This is a genomic window from Arthrobacter sp. 2MCAF15 (genome assembly GCF_052115605.1).
Classification (GTDB): Bacteria; Actinomycetota; Actinomycetes; order Actinomycetales; family Micrococcaceae; genus Arthrobacter.
Map to the genome: position 1 here is coordinate 212,853 of NZ_JBFRGZ010000003.1, position 15,681 is coordinate 228,533.

General features: G+C 67.7%; 14 protein-coding genes. 3 read left to right on the plus strand and 11 right to left on the minus strand.

The window, feature by feature from the left end; translation table 11 throughout:
• Positions 1 to 160: 160 nt before the first annotated feature.
• Both AB4089_RS04620 and AB4089_RS04625 read right to left on the minus strand, forming a co-directional pair.
• Positions 161 to 385, minus strand: a complete 225-nt coding sequence (locus tag AB4089_RS04620; RefSeq protein WP_441408121.1) for a hypothetical protein — start codon at positions 383 to 385, stop codon at positions 161 to 163.
• Complete coding sequence (locus tag AB4089_RS04625; RefSeq protein WP_441408122.1) at positions 382 to 1,776, minus strand: glycosyltransferase family 2 protein; 1,395 nt, start codon at positions 1,774 to 1,776, stop codon at positions 382 to 384. The genes AB4089_RS04620 and AB4089_RS04625 overlap by 4 nt, the downstream gene beginning before the upstream one ends.
• Before the next feature lie 257 nt (positions 1,777 to 2,033).
• On the opposite strand from AB4089_RS04625, the gene AB4089_RS04630 reads away from it, so the two are divergent.
• Positions 2,034 to 5,213: a bifunctional cytochrome P450/NADPH--P450 reductase gene (locus AB4089_RS04630; protein ID WP_441408123.1), complete on the plus strand. Its 3,180-nt coding sequence runs from the start codon at positions 2,034 to 2,036 to the stop codon at positions 5,211 to 5,213.
• A gap of 82 nt (positions 5,214 to 5,295) precedes the next feature.
• Here the strand turns inward: AB4089_RS04630 and AB4089_RS04635 are convergent, their stop codons facing one another.
• The 5 genes from AB4089_RS04635 to AB4089_RS04655 form a co-directional block, all read right to left on the minus strand.
• Positions 5,296 to 5,844, minus strand: coding sequence for a hypothetical protein (locus AB4089_RS04635; RefSeq protein ID WP_441408124.1), 549 nt, complete (start codon positions 5,842 to 5,844; stop codon positions 5,296 to 5,298).
• A 54-nt stretch (positions 5,845 to 5,898) separates the two neighbouring features.
• The gene (locus tag AB4089_RS04640; protein ID WP_441408125.1) at positions 5,899 to 6,678 is read right to left on the minus strand and encodes an enoyl-CoA hydratase; all 780 of its coding nucleotides are present in this window, start codon (positions 6,676 to 6,678) and stop codon (positions 5,899 to 5,901) included.
• Positions 6,679 to 6,765: 87 nt separating this feature from the next.
• Positions 6,766 to 7,740 carry a 3-hydroxyisobutyrate dehydrogenase gene (gene mmsB / locus AB4089_RS04645; RefSeq protein WP_441408126.1) on the minus strand — a complete coding sequence of 325 codons (975 nt, stop codon included), beginning with the start codon at positions 7,738 to 7,740 and terminating at the stop codon, positions 6,766 to 6,768.
• A complete protein-coding gene (locus AB4089_RS04650; protein ID WP_441408127.1) occupies positions 7,733 to 8,857 on the minus strand; it encodes an enoyl-CoA hydratase/isomerase family protein in 1,125 nt (374 codons plus the stop codon). The genes mmsB and AB4089_RS04650 overlap by 8 nt, the downstream gene beginning before the upstream one ends.
• Positions 8,857 to 10,356: a CoA-acylating methylmalonate-semialdehyde dehydrogenase gene (locus AB4089_RS04655; RefSeq protein WP_441408128.1), complete on the minus strand. Its 1,500-nt coding sequence runs from the start codon at positions 10,354 to 10,356 to the stop codon at positions 8,857 to 8,859. The genes AB4089_RS04650 and AB4089_RS04655 overlap by 1 nt, the downstream gene beginning before the upstream one ends.
• Positions 10,357 to 10,487: 131 nt before the next feature.
• Between AB4089_RS04655 and AB4089_RS04660 the strand changes: the two genes are divergently transcribed.
• Entirely contained in the window at positions 10,488 to 11,294 is an 807-nt protein-coding gene (locus tag AB4089_RS04660; RefSeq protein WP_441408129.1) for an exodeoxyribonuclease III, read from the plus strand.
• Positions 11,295 to 11,325: 31 nt separating this feature from the next.
• Entirely contained in the window at positions 11,326 to 12,240 is a 915-nt protein-coding gene (locus AB4089_RS04665; RefSeq protein WP_441408130.1) for a hypothetical protein, read from the plus strand.
• Positions 12,241 to 12,304: 64 nt separating this feature from the next.
• On the opposite strand, the gene AB4089_RS04670 is transcribed toward AB4089_RS04665, so the two are convergent.
• The 4 genes from AB4089_RS04670 to AB4089_RS04685 form a co-directional block, all read right to left on the minus strand.
• Positions 12,305 to 13,372, minus strand: a complete 1,068-nt coding sequence (locus AB4089_RS04670) for a LacI family DNA-binding transcriptional regulator (RefSeq protein ID WP_441408131.1) — start codon at positions 13,370 to 13,372, stop codon at positions 12,305 to 12,307.
• A 103-nt stretch (positions 13,373 to 13,475) separates the two neighbouring features.
• Positions 13,476 to 13,730, minus strand: a complete 255-nt coding sequence (locus AB4089_RS04675) for a hypothetical protein (RefSeq protein WP_243181375.1) — start codon at positions 13,728 to 13,730, stop codon at positions 13,476 to 13,478.
• Between the two features lie 10 nt (positions 13,731 to 13,740).
• On the minus strand, positions 13,741 to 14,640 hold the full coding sequence (locus AB4089_RS04680) for a carbohydrate ABC transporter permease (protein WP_441408132.1): 900 nt from the start codon (positions 14,638 to 14,640) through the stop codon (positions 13,741 to 13,743).
• Positions 14,637 to 15,674 (minus strand): carbohydrate ABC transporter permease, encoded by a 1,038-nt coding sequence (locus AB4089_RS04685; protein ID WP_441408133.1) that lies wholly within the window; start codon positions 15,672 to 15,674, stop codon positions 14,637 to 14,639. Before AB4089_RS04685 ends, AB4089_RS04680 begins: the two co-directional genes overlap by 4 nt.
• Positions 15,675 to 15,681 lie beyond the last annotated feature (7 nt).

Here is a 15,681-nt window from a genome sequence, read left to right on the forward strand (position 1 = left end):
AGTCTGTCCGCCGTCTGACCGCCATGGCACCGCGGAACGTCAAGGCCGCATGCAGGTATCAGGCCGGCCGGACAACGTCCCGTGCTGGCCCTCGTCGAGGCCAACGAATGGCCCGTACTGCGACAGCCGCCCGGCTGGGGACCACCGGGTTGCCGGTGTGTTAGCGCGGGGCGTCGGGGTGGATGCTGCGGGTTTCGCCGCGCTCATGCCGGGAGCGCAGCCAGCTGGGGCGGTGGATCTTCGGCAGCACCTTGGCCGCGGCCAGGGCCGCGTACATGACGGTATTGATCGCGACGAAGGTCGCCAGGATGGCGAACCATTCCGTGTTCAGGAGAGTCTGCGGGAAGAGAAGGCCCGCGGGGACGGGCACGCCGGTGAGGCTCATGCTGACTCCTTGACAGTCTCGGCGGCAGGGGTGTGGGTGACGTGTTTCCAGTTCGCGGTCCGGCCCAGTGAAATGTCGATGATGCCCTTGACGTAGACCATGTTCAGGAACATGTCGAAGAAAAGTTCGGGGAAGAGGGTCAGGGCCAGGATCCGGGCCCGCCAGCCGCCCTTCCAGACCGTGGCAACGCGTTCGATCATGAACACCCCGCCAACGCCCAGCCAAAACGGGAACCAGATCCACACGTCCAGGGAGAAGACCATGAGGAAGATCAGCAGCAGGTAGGCGCTGAGGGCGATCACGCCGTAGCCGATTCCCAGCTGCTGCACCCAATAGCGCGTGGTCTGGGCCGTGACGCCGTAGGCGCCGATGTTCTCCAGCGCCCCCCGCTGCCACCGCAGCCGCTGGGACCACAGCGTGGACCACGTGGGCATGAGTTCGGTAACCACGGTGCACGCCGTCGGGGAGATCATCAGGGCGCCGAGGGACTTGAGCGCGATGGTCAGCTCGTTGTCCTCGGTCAGCGCCGCCGTGTCATAGACGTCGCCCTTCGTCCCGGGAATCGACTCGCCGCGCTGCTCCGCGATGGTGCGGAGGGCCACCGGCCGGAAGAGCGACGCCGTGCCGGTCAGCACGAACACCCTCCCCCGCCGGCGCTTGATCTCCCGGCCATAGCGGAGGTATTCGTTGCGCTGGAACTGGCCGAGGACACCGTGGCCCTCCTCGCCGTAGAACAGGCCGCCCACCGCCATCAGGGCCCGGTCGTCCACGAAGCGCCTCACGGCGGCGTCGAGGAAGCCGTCGTCGAGCGCGGTGTCGGCGTCCATGACCATCACCACGTCATTGGCGCCGAGCGAGGGGAGAATCCGGGTGAGCACCTGGTTGAGCGCGCCTGCCTTCTTCTTCGTGTTGCCGACCGATTCATAGAGCTCGACGCCGGCGTCGCGGGCAATCTGCACGGTGCTGTCGGTGCAATTGTCCGCCACGACGATGATCCGCTCGGGGCTGTGGGACTGCGCCCGCAGCGAGGCGATCGTGGAAGGCAGCGAGACTTCCTCGTTGTGGGCCGGGATGAGCACCGTGACGGTGACCGGCCCGGCATAGAGTCCGCGCGTGGCCTCCATTACGATCTTTGGGGCCAGCGGGGCGATCCGCACATTCGCCGACCTCCGTGACCGGGTGCTGATCCGGCGCTCCAGCAGCGCGACGCCGGCGGCCAGGAGCACAGCCAGCGCAACCGCCGCGCCAAGGATCCGGGCCTCGGGAGCGTTCGTGCTGTAGAGCACGCTCCACACACCGAGGACGACGTCGTGCGGCGGCCCCTCCACTTGGGCGTGGCCGCCCGCGGCGACGGCGGCCCACAGGAGCGCCGCGGCCGTGCCGGCGATCACTGCGATGACCAGTCCTACTGTCCGGTGAAGTTGTCCTCTCCCATCGACCGGATGCTAGCAGGGAATCATGAGCATCACCTGTCACAGGGAAATCATCCGTCACAACCTTGCGGCTGCCGCCAGGATCACAGTGCGGCGGGAGCCTATGTTGCCCTGAATCCGACGGGAGTATCGTGGTTCGGAGCCGGACAGTGCCGTCCGGCCAGGCAGCAATTAGTGCTCACAGAGCGTCGATTGGCAATAGCCTAGGAGGGGCCATGACTTCGCCCAGCGTCCCCATACCGCAGCCTCCCCCGAAGCCGGTGGTCGGCAACTTGCCGGACATCGACTCCAGCAAGGGGATCCTGGGAATAGTCGAGGTGGCCGAGCGGTACGGTCCCATAGTCCGCATCCAGTTCTTCAACCGCAGCGTCATCGCCATCTCTTCCCAGGAGCTCGTCAACGAAGTGTGCGACGAGTCCCGTTTCGGCAAGGTGCTGGGCGTCTCCCTTCGGGAAGTGCGGGATTTCATCGGCGACGGCCTGTTTACCGCCAGGACAGAAGAACCGAACTGGCAAAAGGCGCACCGGATCCTGATGCCGGCGTTCGGGCCCGCGGCGCTGAAGCGGATGTTCAGCGGCATGGACGACATCGCCGAGCAGCTGCTCCTGAAGTGGGAGCGGCTCGGCCCCACGGCCCGGATCGACGTCCCGGACAACACCACCCGGCTGACCCTGGACACCATTGCCCTGTGTTCGTTCAGCTACCGCTTCAACAGCCTCTACCGCGAAGAGCTGCATCCCTTCGTCGGGGCCATGGTCCGGTCCCTGGTCGAATCCGGAAGCCGGGCGCGCAGGCTCCCGGTCCAGAACAAGATCATGCTGCGCAGGCGCCACCAGCTCGAAGAAGACCATGCGCTCATGTTCGAGGTCGCCGACCAGATGATCAGCGAACGCCGGCGCAACCCCAGCCCGGCGGGCAGCGAAGACATCCTGGACACCATGCTCAACGCCGCGGATCCGGTGACCGGCGAGCGGCTGGACGAGGAAAACATCCGCTACCAGATGGTCACGTTCCTCGTGGCCGGGCATGAGACCACCAGCGGCCTTCTCTCCTTTGCCCTCTACGAAATGCTCCGCCATCCCGCCGTCCTGGCCAAGGCACGCGCCCAGGTGGACGAGGTCCTCGGCACCGAGAGCGCCCGGTTCGAGCACCTGCCCCGGCTTGGGTACCTGGACCAGATCCTCAAGGAGACGCTGCGGCTGTGGCCCACCGCCCCGGCGTTCAACCTCGCGCCGTTCCAGGACACCACGCTTGGCGGCCGCTACGACCTCCCGGCCGGCCAGCCCATCCTGGTCCTGATTCCGCGGCTGCACCGGGACAAGGCGGCGTGGGGAGAGGACGCCGAGATGTTCGACCCGGACCGGTTCTCCCCGGAACGGGCCGCGGAAATCCCCGCCAACGCCTGGAAACCCTTCGGCAACGGGCAGCGCTCCTGCATCGGCCGGGGATTTGCGCTGCAGGAGGCCATGCTGTTCCTGGCCAAACTCCTGCAGCGCTTCGAGGTCACGTCCGCGGACCCGGGCTATGAACTGCACATCAAGCACACACTGACCATGAAGCCTGAAGGACTGTTCATCCACGTGCGCCGGCGGGACATCACCATCGCGGCCGGACCGCAGGCCGCCGTCGAACAAGCCGCGCAGGCGGAAACGGCAGCGGCGGACGCAGCGCCCAACGGCGTTCCCATCCGCGTGCTCTACGGTTCCAATGCAGGCACGTCCAAGGACTTCGCCCAGCGCATCGCCAACGACGCCGGACGGCGCGGCTACAGCCCCACCATCGGTCCGCTCGACGAGGCGGCCGGCGGGCTGCCGTCAGAGGGGCTCGTCGCCATCGTGACGTCCTCCTACGAGGGGCAGCCGCCGGACAACGCCCGGAAATTCGTGGCTTGGACCGAGGGCCTGCAGCCGGGCAGCCTCGCCGGTGCGCGGTATGCGGTCTTCGGCAACGGCAACAAGGACTGGGCGCGAACGTACCAGGAGGTGCCCAAAGCCCTCGACGCCCGGCTCGAGGCGGCCGGCGCCGCGCGGATCTATGCCCGGGGCGAAGCCAACGCCCGCGGGGACTTCTTCGGCGATTTTGAAGAGTGGTATGCCGGATTCTGGCCGGCCGTGGACGCCGCCCTCGGGCAGAGGACCAGTAACCCCACCGCGCAGCCCCAGCTTGAACTGCAGTTCGTCGGCAACGTCAGGGACCCGCTGCTGCGCCAGAACGGGCTGGCCCTGGGCACCGTCGTGGCGAACCGGGAACTGGTCGATCTGGCCAAACCCGGCGCCCGGTCCAAGCGGCATGTCGAGATCGCCCTGCCCGAGGGGATGAGCTACCGGACCGGGGATTACCTGGCCGTGCTGCCGCTGAATCCCAGCGACCTCGTGCAGCGCGCCCTGGCCCGGTTCAACCTTGACTACGACTCGCACGTCCAATTGAGCATGGAGCGGGGAGACACGTTCCTGCCCACCGGTGCACCCGTGGCCGTGGGCGAACTGCTCAGCAGCTACGTCGAGCTCGCGATTCCTGCCACCCGGATCCAGCTTGAGGACCTGGCGGATGTCGCGGCGGATCCGGCACACCGCGCCGAACTTGAGGTCCTGGCCCAGGACCGCGGGCGGTACGCGGCGGAGATCCTCGACAAACGAGTCTCACTCCTGGAGCTGCTGGAAACGTATCCGTCCTGCCAGCTGTCGTTTACCTCGTTCCTGCAACTGCTGACCCAGCTGACCCCGCGGCGCTACTCCATTTCCTCGTCCCCGCTGTGGAGCCCCGACCACGCCACCTTGACCTTTGCCGTCATCCAGGCTCCGGCCTGGTCTGGCCGCGGCGTCTTCGAAGGAGCCTCCTCCACCTATCTGGCCCAGGCCAGGCCGGGGTCACGGGTCGCGGTGACGGTCCGTCCCTCGAACGCGGCCTTCCACCCGCCATCGTCCCTGGAGGTCCCGCTCATCATGGTCTGTGCGGGGACCGGCCTGGCACCGTTCCGCGGCTTCGTCCAGGACCGGGCGCTGCGGGCCGAGGCGGAGGACACGACGCCGGCGCCCGCCCTGCTGTTTTTCGGCTGCCGGGCCCCGGACACCGACTTCCTGTACCGCGGGGAACTGGCGTCGTGGGCCGAGCAGGCCAGCCTCGATCTGCGGCCGGTCTTCTCCACAGCGCCCGAAGACGGCCTGAAGTACGTCCAGGACCGGCTGTGGGCGGACCGCGCCGACGTCGTCGAACTGGTCAGGCAGGGCGCCACGGTCTACGTCTGCGGCGACGGCAAGCACATGGCGCCGCAGGTCCGGGACACGTGCATCCTGATCTATCAGGAAGCGACCGGTGCCTCAAAGACCGACGCCGAGGCGTGGATGGACGAAGTGGAACGCACGCACGGCAGGTACGTTGCAGACATCTTCACGTGACAGCCGCCTTGGCCTGTGGGCCGCCGCCCCGCCCACGGTTGTATCCGGCTAGCGGTTGTATCCGGCTAGCGGTTGTATCCGGTTAGCGGCTCAGCCGCTCCCGCAGCCCGGCCGCGAGCCCGGCGATGGTGAGGAGGTCGAACAGGCCGCCGCCGAGCTCCACGAGGCGCCGGCGCTTGACGCCGGCAAGCCGGAGCCGGAGGTGAACACGGGTTCCGGTCACCCCGTCCGGCGCCGGCCGCAGCATGATCGCCCAGCTGACGGCCATCGCGCCGCGCTGCGAGCGGTGCACCAGTGCCCGCGGCGGGTCGACCGCCACGATCTCGAAGGTGGCTCCGGGCCCGCCCCAGTCCGCAATGACGTCACCCGCGCTGAGGTCCTGGAGTGCCGGGTCAATGGTCCGCAGGGCCCGGCGCCTGGCCGGGATCAGGGCTTCGACCCACCGGGGCAGGTACCAGCCGGAGCGCTCCTTGCCCAGCTGGATGATCCAGGGCCAGACGGCGCCGGGCGGGCCGGGCAGGTCGAAGCCGCGGTCCATCACCACGTCCGGGGCGGGGACCAGCGCGTCGCCCGGGACTAAGGCGCTAACCTCCGCCGGGGACGCAGCGACGCCCAGGAATCCGGTGTTCATGGCTGCCTTCCTGCCGGCCCCGCGGCGGCCCCCCGGAGCGAAGGGCCCGTGGGGCTAGCGGTGGTTGAACTCTGGCTGGCGCTTCTCGGTGAAGGCGGCCATGCCTTCCTTCTGGTCTTCGGTGGCGAACAGCGAGTGGAACACCCGCCGTTCAAACAGCACGCCCTGGGCCAGCCCGGTCTCAAAGGCCGCGTTCACCGCTTCCTTGGCCACCATCGCCACGGGCTTGGACTTGGAGGCGATCACTTCGGCGGCCTTCAGCGCTTCCTCGACGACGTCGGCGGCCGGGACCACGCGGGAGACCAGGCCCGCGCGTTCGGCTTCCTCGGCGTCCATGAAGCGTCCGGTCAGGATCATGTCCATGGCTTTGGACTTGCCCACCGCCCGGGTCAGCCGCTGCGAGCCGCCCATGCCCGGGAGCACGCCGAGGTTGATTTCGGGCTGGCCGAACTTGGCGTTGTCGCCCGCGATGATGAAGTCGCACATCATCGCCAGCTCGCAGCCGCCGCCCAGGGCAAAGCCGGACACGGCTGCCACCACCGGGATGCGGAGCCGGGTAAAGTCCTCCCAGCCGCGGAACCAGTCCGCCGCGTACATGTCCATGTAGCCCTTGGACTGCATTTCCTTGATGTCCGCGCCGGCGGCGAACGCCTTCGCCGAACCGGTCACCACCACGGCACCGACTCCCGGGTCCGCATCCATCGCGGTGACGGCCCGCACCAGCTCGTCCATGGTGGCCTGGTTCAGGGCATTGAGGGCTTCGGGGCGGTTGAGTGTCACCAGGCCCACCCGGCCGCGGCGCTCCACCAGGATGTTCGCGTACTGTTCCGTCATGAAAGTGGTCCCCTTCGGTGGTGCTGGTTGCGGGCCCGGCGCCGGGCCCTGTTCTCGGTGGCGGGCTTCCGCCCGCGACGCCGGGAGCTACTGCCCGGCGGTGCCGGACCCCGGTTCGCCTGCTTCGGACTTGCCTGCTTCCGACTTTTCACGGATGTCGGTGATGATGCCGGAGAAGTCCCGGCCGGCGCCGCCTTCCGCGGCAAACGTATCGTAGATTTCGGCGGCGAGCGGGCCGAGCCGGGCCGCGACGCCGGTGCTCTGGAGCGCGTTGAGGGCCAGGTTCAGGTCCTTGGCCATCAGCGCCCCGGCGAAGCCGGGCTGGTAGTCCCGGTTGGCGGGGCTGGCCGGGACCGGCCCCGGCACCGGGCAATTGGTGGTCAGCGCCCAGCACTGCCCGGAGGCGGCGGAAGCGACGTCGAACAGCGCCTGGTGGGTCAGCCCGAGCTTTTCGCCCAGCACAAAGGCCTCGCTGACGGCGATCATCGAGACGCCCAGGATCATGTTGTTGCAGATCTTGGCCGCCTGGCCCGCTCCGTGCGCGCCGCAGTGGACCACCCGTTTGCCCATGACTTCCAGCATCGGTTTGACGGCCTCGAAGTCCTCGGGCAGGGCGCCGACCATGAACGTCAGTGTGCCGGCCTCGGCCCCCACAACGCCTCCGGAGACGGGCGCGTCCACTGCCCGGTGCCCGGCCGCGACGGCGAGTTCCGCGGCCTCGCGGGCATCGTCCACGTTGATGGTGGAGCAGTCCAGGAACATGGTGCCCGGGGCGGCGGCCTCAAGCAGGCCGGGCCCGCCGCCGGTGCCGCGGTAGGCGTCCAGGAGGTGCTTGCCACTGGGCAACATCGTCAGCACGACGGCTGCGCCCGCGGTGGCCTCAGCTGCGGTCCCGACGGTGGGAATGCCATGCTCTCGGGCGGCATCCAGGGCCGCCGGAACCACGTCGAAGCCGGTCACCCGGTAGCCGGCCTTGACCAGGTTCACGGCCATGGGCCCGCCCATGTGCCCCAGGCCCAGGAAGGCGATGGTCCCCGTACCAGGGGCTCCTGCGTCAGACATTGTTCTTCTCCCTGTTCTTCTCCTTCGGAGAAAGCTTCAGTTCGCGCCCGTCCAGCGGGGCGAAGTAGGCAGCGACGTCGCCGGGGGTGACCTCCGCGAGGACGGCGGGCTTCCAGTGCGGGTTACGGTCCTTGTCCACCACCTGGGCGCGGATCCCCTCGCGGAAGTCCGGTCCGGCGAGGAAGTGCAGGCCCACGCGGTACTCCTGCTCGAGAGCCTGCGCCAGGCTCAGCCCGCGGACGCGGCGCAGGGACTCCAGCGCCACCTTCACCGCCGTCGGCGACTTCGCCTCGATCGTGTCGGCCGCCCCGGCGGCTTCTCCGCCTACCGCGCGCAGCCGACCCAGAATCTCCTCAGCATCGTCGCTGGAGTAGCAGGGGTCGATCCATTCCCGCTGTGCGGCGAGCACTGACGCAGGAGCCGGCTCGGCGAAGCGGGCGACGGCGGCCACCGCATCTTCGTTTTCGAGCGCTGCCGCCAGTTCCTGCAACCGCTCGGAGGGCACGAAGGTGTCGGCAAGGCCCAGGAACAGCGCGTCCGCGCCGCTCAAGTGGGCGCCGGTCAGGGCCGCATGCGTGCCGGTCTCTCCGGGCGAGCCGGCGAGCAGCAGGGTGCCGCCGACGTCGGGCACGAAGCCGATGGTCGTTTCGGGCATGCCCATGCGGGTACGTTCGGTGACGATCCGCACCGAGCCGTGCGCCGAGATCCCCACGCCGCCGCCCAGCACCAGCCCGTCCATGAACGCCACGTACGGCTTGGGGTATTCAGAGATCAGCAGGTTCAGCCGGTACTCGACCGCCCAGAAGTCCGCGGTGGCATCCCCGCCGTCGAGCATGTCCCGGTAGATGGCGACGATGTCGCCGCCGGCGCAGAGGCCCCGATCGCCGGCGCCGCGGACCAGCACCGCGGCGATGGCGTCGTCGTCGGCCCAAAGCGCGAGCTGCTCCAGCATGGCGGCAGCCATCCCCGCCGTCAGGGCGTTGACGGCCGCGGGCCGGTTCAGGGTCACGACGCCGAGGCTGCCGCGCCGCTCAAACAGGACTTCCTCTGCTTCTCCGGGCACGCGTTCGGCGGCCGCTGCTCCACTGGCCACTCCCCGCGCAACTTCCGCCCCCATCAGCTGCCTTCCGGCATGACGAAGCTGGCGCCGCTGCGCACGCCCGAGGGCCAGCGGGTGGTGACGGTCTTGGTCTTCGTGTAGAACCGGAAGGCGTCCGCGCCGTGCTGGTTGAGGTCCCCGAAGCCCGACGCCTTCCAGCCGCCGAAGGTGTAGTAGGCGATCGGCACCGGAATGGGCACGTTGATGCCCACCATGCCCACCTGGACCCGGCTGGCGAAGTCGCGGGCGGCGTCGCCGTCGCGGGTGAAGATGGCCACGCCGTTGCCGAACTCGTGTTCGCTGCAGAGCCGGAGTGCTTCGTCGTAGTCTTCGGCGCGGAGCACGCTGAGGACCGGGCCGAAGATTTCTTCCTTGTAGATCTTCATGTCCTTGGTGACGTTGTCGAAGAGCGTGGGGCCGATCCAGAAGCCGCCGTCGTAGCCTTCGACTTTCAGCCCGCGGCCATCGGTCACGAGGCTGGCGCCGTCCTCGACGCCGGAGGCGATGTAGCCTTCGATCCGTTCCTTCGCGGAAGCCGCCACCACCGGGCCGAAGTCCGAGTCCTTGGCCAGGCTGTGGCCGACCTTGAGGTCCGCGATCCGTTCCTGCAGCTTCTCCACCAGCACGTCGGCGGTTTTCCGGCCGACGGGCACTGCAACCGAAATGGCCATGCAACGTTCTCCGGCCGAGCCGAAGCCGGCGCCGATCAAGGCGTCCGCGGCCATGTCCAGGTCCGCGTCCGGCATGATCACCATGTGGTTTTTGGCGCCGCCGAAGCACTGGGCGCGTTTGCCGTTGGCTGCGGCGGTCGCGTAGATGTACTGCGCAATGGGCGTGGAGCCGACGAAACCGATGGCCTGGACCCGCGGGTCCTCCAGGAGTGCATCCACGGCTTCCTTGTCCCCGTTGACCACGTTGAAGACGCCGTCGGGAAGGCCTGCCTCGGTGAAGAGCTCGGCCAGGCGCAGCGGAACAGACGGGTCCCGTTCGGAGGGCTTGAGGATGAAGGAATTGCCTGCGGCGAGCGCCGGTCCGGACTTCCAAAGCGGGATCATGGCCGGGAAGTTGAACGGCGTGATGCCGGCAACGACGCCCAGCGGCTGGCGCATCGAATGGACATCGATGCCCGTTCCGGCGCTGTCGGTGAACTCGCCCTTGAGCAGGTGCGGGGCGCCGGCGGAGAATTCGACGACTTCGATGCCGCGCTGGATGTCGCCCTTGGCATCGAGGAAGGTCTTGCCGTGCTCGGAGGAGAGCAGGGTGGCGAGTTCATCCATGTGCTCGTTGACCAGGTCCACGAACTTGAGCAGGATCCGGCCGCGGCGCTGCGGATTCATCGCAGCCCATTCCACCTGCCCCTTCTCCGCGTTGGCAATCACGTTGCGCACTTCCTCGGCGCTTGCCAGCGGCAACCGTGCCTGGACCTCGCCCGTACAGGGATCGTACACATCACTGAACCGGCCGGAGGTGCCTTCCACCCGCTGCCCGCCAATGTAATGGGATAGCTCTCGAACCATGACCAACTGCTCCTTTGCATGTGACCCAGATCATCTCTGAAGCCGAATATACTCGGACTTCCTACTAATTTCCAGAGGAGAGAATCGGCCGGCTGCTTCGCCCGGGGGCCAAGTTCGGTAAGTTAGGGACTGTGAAGATTGCTACCTGGAATGTGAACTCCCTCCGTGCCCGCGCCGACCGTGTGGAGGCCTGGCTTCAGCGCACGGACTGTGACGTCCTGGCTATCCAGGAAACCAAGTGCAAGGACGAGAACTTCCCGTGGGAGCTTTTCGAGAGCATGGGTTACGAGGTGGCGCACTTTGGCCTGAGCCAGTGGAACGGCGTCGCGATCGCCTCCCGGGTGGGGCTCGACGACGTCGAACGCACCTTCCTGGACCAGCCCGTGTTCGGCAAGAACGGCAAGGACGCCGTGCAGGAGGCCCGCGCGATCGGCGCCACGTGCGGCGGCGTCCGGGTCTGGAGCCTCTACGTCCCCAACGGCCGCTCCCTCGACGACGAGCACATGCCCTACAAGCTCAACTGGCTGGACATCCTGAAAACCCACGCCGGGACCTGGGTGAAGGAAGATCCCCAGGCGCAGATCGCGCTGATGGGAGATTTCAATATCGCCCCGCAGGACGAGGACGTCTGGGACATCGACTTCTTCCGCGCCAACGCCATGACCCACGTCAGCGAGCCCGAACGCGCCGCCTTCCACGCCTTTGAGGAGGCCGGCTTCCAGGACGTCGTCCGCCCGCACACCCCGGGACCTGGCGTCTACACCTACTGGGATTACACGCAGCTCCGCTTCCCGAAGAAGGAGGGCATGCGGATCGACTTCATCCTCGGCTCCCCGGCCCTGGCGGCACGGGTCACCGGTGCGATGATCGACCGCGAGGAGCGCAAGGGCAAAGGCGCCTCAGACCATGCTCCGGTGATTGCGGAACTGGCGGACTAGTGGCTGCCGCCCAGGGAAGCGTCGTGATCCAATGACCGGGAACATCTACCGCGGACAGGTCGGTCTGCCGTTCTCTTCCGCGCTCCGGATCTACGAGCCCCTCGAGGCGTTCCCCGAGCAGCAGCAGGTCACCCTGCGGGCCGCGGGCGCCGGCCAGGCCTCCCGCGCCGCCGTGGAGAATGCCGAGCTCCTGGCCTCCCTGGGCCGCATCACCCGTTCCGACGGGGACCCTTTTCCCACCGGGCGGACCGACCTCGTGCGCATCGTCCCGGCCCCGGCGCGGCAGGCGTCCTCCGGCGCAGCGCGCGACGGTGCCGAGCCCGGCCCGGGGGCTGCCCCGCGACAGGCCGACAAGCTGCTGTACTGCCCCAGCCAACTGGTCCTGCGCGCCGGACTGGCCGCCAATGCCCTGATGGAAGGCATCCACGGTCCCCTGGCGCAGCTCCTGATCCCGGAAGAACAGCGGGACAAACACCAGGAACGCATCGACGAGGTCCGGGCCCACGATGGCCTGAGCCGGGTCCACACCCGGGCGTCCACGTGGGGCATTCCCTTCAGCTGGTTCTGCCTCTTCCAGGAATCGGATCCCACCGACGTCGTCGAATCCGAGGGCCACATTGTGACCGTCCGCATCCGCGCGGGCATCGGCAAGGCGCTGGAGCGTGTGAGCTACGCGGTGGCGCACCTGGCCCTGGCGGCGCCGGATCTGGACATGCTCGAGGACCTCACCCAGCTCACGGAATGGCTTGAGCTTTTCCACCCGGATTCGGCGGTGGAACTGGACTATGGCGGGGTGGCGGACAAGGTCTATCCGGACGATTCGCCGCTGGACGTCCGGCTCGGCATCGAATGCCTGGCCGAGGGCGACATGACCGGCGCCGCCGCGGCCTACCGCCGGCTGGCCTCGCGCTGGGTGCCGATCCGGCAGCTGGCCCGCGCTTCCTAGACCCGCGCTTCGTGGGCCGCGCTTCCCGGGCCCGCTTCCTGGGTCAGTGCTTTGGGCCAGATCCCTAGGCCACGCCGGCCGACCGGCGCAGCGGCGGCGCCGTCGTGGTCCGCACGATTAGCTGGTGCGGCGCCACCGCGGACTGCACGGCCCCGGGAATGCCGTCGAGCTCGTCCAGCAGCATCTTGGTGCCCAGTTCAGCCTGCAGGTCCGGACGCTGCCCCACTGTGGTCAGCCCCATGGCCTCGGCGAAGTCGTGGTCATCGATCCCGATGACCGACAGATCCTGCGGCACCCGCACACCGGCTTTGTTGGCCTCGAAAATGACGCCCATGGCCATCTCGTCCGAGGCGCAGAAGATTGCCGTGGGCTTGGACCCGGCGGCGGTCCAGAGGCGCCGGAACGCCTCCTGGCCGCTGCGGACGGTGAAGTCCCCCCACACATCCCATTCGGGCCGGATGGGCAGCCGGGCCTCGCGCATGATGTCGTGGAAGGCCTGGATCCGTACCCTGGGGACGTCGAAGTTGAGGTCGGTTTCGTCGTCGCCGTGCAGGAGCGCGATGTCGGTGTGGCCCAGCCCGATCAGGTGCCGGACCGCGGTGGCGGCCGCGGCGTAGTCGTCAATGCCGATATAGGGGCACTCCTCGACGTGGCCTCCGACCACCACCAGCGGAATGTCGATCTTCTGCAGATGATCGATTTCCTCATGGGTAAGCGCCATACAGAGGACCAGCAGGGCGTCGATCTGCTTGTAGACCATGGTCTTGCTGAACAGCCGCTCACGGTGGCTGCCGTGGCCCCCGAGGTTGAAGAGGGAGAGGTTGTACTGGCGGGAGTGCAGTTCCCGGTCTGCGCCCTCGATGGCCTTGGAGAAGAACCAGCGGCTGACGAACGGGGCGAGCACACCGATCGTTTTGGTCCGCCCCGTCGCCAGCCCGGACGCCGAGGACGAGGCGACGTAGCCCAGGGACTCGGCAATGGCGAGGATCTTCTCCCGGGTCGCCGGGGATACGCGGGGCAGCCCGCGGACGGCCCGGGAGACGGTGGCCGTGGATACGCCGGCAGCGGCGGCAACATCCTCAATGCTGACGCCGGAATGGCCGCCGCGCTGCGCCCTTTCTGTCCGTGCCACCTTTTATCCCCTTATTGACGGTCCGCGGGAGCCTGGCGGCTGCCCGCAGACGTGCTGCGCCCTGCCGCCCCGCGGCAGTTAGATAGTCCCTGCTCTTGGCTGCCTAGCCGCGCCGGCTGGCCGTCCGGCGCGGCAAGCGCCGGCGCAGCCGGATCATCCCGTAGAGGGCCAGCAGCATGGCGAGCAGACCCAGGGCCCAGAAGAGGGCCGGCTGGGCGGTCACCTCCATCCAGACGGTGACCACCAGCAGCACGACGGCCCAGAAGCCGAGGAACCCGATGATGATGTCGAAGTCCTCGCCCGAACGCACCTTCCGGCGCGTCGCCGGGACGTGGCCCTGGTTCTGCTCGTCCGTCATGTCGCCTCTGTCATTTAACCGCACCGGCGGTGAGACCGGCGACGATCTTACGCTGGAAGACGAGCACCAGGATGACCAAGGGAATGGTCACGATGGTGCCCGCCGCCATGATGGCGGTGTACGGGATCTGGTTGGGCTGCGCACCGGCGAAGCTGGCAATGGCCACGGTGACCGGCTGCGTTGCGTCGCTGGAGAGCTGGCTGGCGATCAGGAACTCATTCCACGAGGAGATGAATGCCAGGATGGCCGTCGTGAAGATGGCCGGGGCGGCCAGCGGCATGATGACCTTGCGGAAGGCCTGACCCTGCGTGCATCCGTCGACCCGCGCCGATTCTTCCAGCTCCCAGGGCATCTCCCGGAAGAAGGAGGTCATGGTGTAGACGGTCAGCGGCAGCACGAACGAGATGTTCGGGATGATCAGGGCCTGGTAGGTGCCCATCCAGCCGATGTTCGTGAACAGCTGGAACAGCGGTGTGATGAGGGCGACGCCGGGGAACATGGACGCTCCCAGGATGAAGCCCAGCACGAGGTACTTGAACTTGAAGTTCAGGCGGGCCAGGGCGTAGGCGGCAAACACGCCGATCACCAGCGAAACGATGGTGACGACGGTACCGATGAAGAGGCTGTTGAGCAGTGCCTGGCCGAAGTGGTTGCCGAAGGAGGTGTCGAACGCCGTCTTGAAGTTGTCCAGCGTCACGTGGGTCGGCAGGATCGACGTGTCGTATGTGTAGCCGACATCGCGGAACGCCGTCACCACCATCCAGTAGGCCGGAGCCAGGCACCAGAAGAGGATCACGACCGCACTGATGTAGGTCCGTGACTGGGCCCACTTCTCGCGGTTCTGCGCGACCTTCCGCCCCCGGTCCTGCTCTGCGCGCAGCTCGGTTGCGGCGCTCGTCGCGGCGGTCATTTCTTCCCCTTACCTGCGCCGGTCTGCTGCTCCACCACGTTCGCTCCAAGGAAGCGTACGAAGATGAAAGCCACCAGAAAGATGATGATGAACGTGATGGTGGACAAAGCCGCCGCCGCGTTGAAGCCCTGCCTGATTTGGTTGATCACCAGGATGGACAGCGTAGTGGTGTTGTTGGCTCCGCCCGTCAGGATGTATGGCAGGTCGAACATGCGCAGTGCATCCAGGGTGCGGAACAGGATGGCCACCATGAGCGCCGGCTTCACCAGCGGCAGGGTGATCATCCGGAACCGCTGCCAGGCTGAGGCGCCGTCGACCTTGGCTGCCTCGTACACCTCCGCGGGAATCATCTGCAGGCCGGCGAGAATCAGCAGCGCCATGAACGGGGTGGTCTTCCAGACATCCGCGATGATCACCGCCCACCGGGCCGGCCATTCGCTGCCGGTCCACAGGACTGTGGTGTTGAAGAGCTTGTTGCCGATGCCTTCGAAGGCGAAGATGAACAGCCACAGCTTGGCCGTGACGGCGGTGGGGATGGCCCACGGCACCAGGACGGCTGCGCGGACCAGGCTGCGGCCCTTGAAGGCCCGTGCCATGATGACGGCCATCCAGAAGCCGAGCACCGTTTCCAGTGCCACCGTGACGATCGTGAAGAAGAACGTGGTGCCGGTGGCGGACCAGAACTGTGCGCCGAGGGTACCCGGCGGGCAGTCAACCGTTCCGCCGCCAGGAGCCGGGCACTGCTGGAAAATCCAGTTGTAGTAGTTCGAGAGGCCGGCCGGGCCGCCTTCGGTGAAAAGACCCGTCGCGGGGTCCAGGCCGGCATCCTTCTGGAATGACATCACAATGGCGGTGATGATCGGGTAAACGATCACGACCGACAGTGCGAGGATGGTCGGCGCCAGGAGCCAGGCTGCCCAGCGCCCCTGCGTCGCGATGCGGTTGTCCTCCCCAACACCCTTGGGTGCGTGGTGGATCGGGGCCCCGCCCGACGTCGGTGCCTTGACCGACGTCGGGCCTACTTCAGTTGCCATGATGGAC